The sequence below is a fragment of the Methanocalculus sp. genome (assembly GCF_029762515.1).
Lineage (GTDB): Archaea > Halobacteriota > Methanomicrobia > Methanomicrobiales > Methanocorpusculaceae > Methanocalculus.
Genome location: NZ_JARVGN010000327.1, coordinates 1 through 2667, shown reverse-complemented (window position 1 = coordinate 2667; position 2667 = coordinate 1). Strand labels below are relative to the sequence as shown.

The window sequence follows — 2667 nt, the reverse complement described above, 5'->3', positions numbered from 1 at the left end:
TTTCAAAGGAACAAGGTCAAACAGACCGGGAGATCTGTTATTCGACATTCCAAGCATCCGGGTTCAGCAGAGTAAAGAACAGCGTTCTGGTGATGAAGGATACCCAGGAAGACGTGGAGGAATTCAACAACTTCCTCGGGCAGCAGATCGATGGAATGAACCGTTTGTGTGAACAGCGGGAATGGGAACCGACAAAAATCACCTCTGTCGGCATTGATCGTATCCCACAGACTGATTCACAAAAACTTGCCCTCCTCGCTGGGAATATGATCGTCGCGAAAAAAGATCTGATCCCCCGTATCGAACCGTATCTGCCACCCGACATTTCTGTTGATCCCACCACAGTTCATCAAACCTTTTCGGATGAATTCATCCGTAGAATGCGTGCATGGGGTACAAAACTCGATGAAACGAAATCGTGGGAAGAGGAAATTGCATGGCGAATCTGCCGGATGCATGAATTGAAAACTGACAAGAAAAAGTATGAGTCACTCTCGAGGGAGGTGGACATGCTTGTTCCACATTTCGAGAGTAACGGATCTCATAAGAATAAAAGTCGGTTCGATTTAGTGAGGGATGAGATCCACAAAATCAGGAGAATTGCTCTCCCTTCCGTGCTTGAACTGCTCCAGGAAGGATTCGAAACTTCATACGAAGGGCGGGGACACGATCTCATCGCGTTATACAGCGGTCTGGCCTATGCGGGGAATGATCCACTGATTTTCGAGACGCGGCACACTCTCCTGACGCACCAGCACCGGATGCATCCGGACATTTCCCATCTGCCCCGTAAAATTGTGTATAAGGGGGAGGCGCTGAAAAATGCCGGTGGCGACGAGGGTATGAGGCGAGAACGGGAATGGAGGTATAACGGATACAGCTCCCGTTGTGTTTGGTGCGATGTCAAACCGCGTTGCAGTAAGGATGTTGGGGTGGGGAAATCCCGGTTCAACCTTGCGGAAGTCCGTAGTATCAGAAAAGCCCTTGAAGACTTCATGGCCTGGGCGAAAGACAATCCCAATAGCAATGATAAGAGTGGTTACTGGTCTGTTGCAATCCTTCCCTTCTATACAGGGCAGGAAGAGAAGATCAAAAAAGAACTGGTGAATATATCCAGGAAAAAAGGATTATCCTCGGAATTTGTGCGTGATGATTGTAATGTTACAGTAAAAATTTGCACGGTGGACCGATTCCAGGGACATGAAGCCGATGTTGTATTCCTATCGTTTGTCCAATCCTGTAGGAGAGATGGAAAGCGGTGTAAAAAAATCAGCATTGGGTTTCTCGATTTTCAGAACCGCCTGAATGTGGCGGTCACGCGGGCACGATACCAGCTGGTGATGTTCGGCGACAAGCAGAATTTTGAAGCGAGTAAATCGAAATTTCTCAAAACGCTGGCGACAGAAAGCACTGCCAGCGACATTGAATTTGGAGGTGTCAGCTAATGGAAATTAAACTTGAAAGAGACATTTCAACCGAATCATTTGAAGCAATCATGGAAATTGCTTCTTTCGATGAAAAATACAAATTCATTCTCCCATTCTTGAAACTCGAGGAAGAAGGGGGGATTACGGTTGAACAGGTGAATACAAAACTTCTGGACAAGACGCCGGATAATGAATTTGGCCGAAGTCTTCTTGAAAGAATGGAAAAATTTCGGCTCATTGAGCGAGCGAAACAGAAGCCTGCATATTATCGAGTCTCAGACCCGGATAGCTTTTACCTGACTGAGAAGGGAGAGGTGGTTGTTGTTCAACTCCAGGATAAAAATTTTGATAAAATTGATCCCCCTCTTCGCAAAGATTTACTGGAAGCAAGGGTGATTGCTGAAATACGCAAATCAATTTGGGATACTATACAATATTCCCTCGGCACAAACAGTGATTTATTGCTTGGGCATCCATGGCCGTATACTCCAAGTGGATTGAGCGGAACAACGTTATTTTTAAAACTCGAGCAATACGGTATTGTTTCCAACCGAATTTATGGTAACTATTCGCCCACGAACGATGAGGACGATTATAAACTGACAGATCTCGGGAAAAAAGCCCTTCAGGAAGGGAAGGTGCCCATACCAGAGAAAGGATTGTATGTCCTCTATACGACAGAGGACCCTCTCTTTCACGAGAAACTGGTGGCATATGAGCCAAAAACTGAAGGTAAACGCCGAGATTTTAAGGAGAAAGCCTTCAATCAAAAGGATGCAAAGAAAACGGATATCAGGGGTAAGGGAAAGAACATGCGCCCTCAAAGGCTTGATTTTATGATCAAATCTCTGAAAAATTCCCCGAAAATTATCGAGCTTGCTGCGCAAAACGGCGAAGAAATCCAACTGATTGGTGTAGAGGGCGAGATCAATCCCTCCCGGCAGAAAAAGAAGATCTCCATCGTCCTGAAGATCTCATCGGGGCACACGCCACAGATGGAAGTGTTCTCCAACAGAGAAGGGAAAGATTCGAAATATGTGTGCACCCCGAATCTGGACCTTACACTGATCGAGATTTTGAAACAGCTCGATCGGGAGCATGCGGATTACATCATTGATTACGATCAAAAACCCTCGATTCTCGTTACCTTCGATGAAATCAAAAACAATGCGGCGGAAGTGAATTCAGGGGAAAGAAAACTCACCATCAAATCGCCAGAAATTGATGGGATCGGACCATT

2 protein-coding genes are annotated in these 2667 nt (G+C 45.7%); both read left to right on the top strand.

Features of this window, described 5'->3' with window-relative positions; genetic code table 11:
* Positions 1-1445, top strand: a 1445-nt coding sequence (locus QCH34_RS10395; protein WP_300333815.1) for an AAA domain-containing protein, incomplete at its 5' end; no start/stop codon positions are given.
* Positions 1445-2667: hypothetical protein (locus QCH34_RS10390; RefSeq protein ID WP_300333813.1), on the top strand; the 1223-nt coding region annotated here is incomplete at its 3' end. The genes QCH34_RS10395 and QCH34_RS10390, both read left to right, overlap by 1 nt.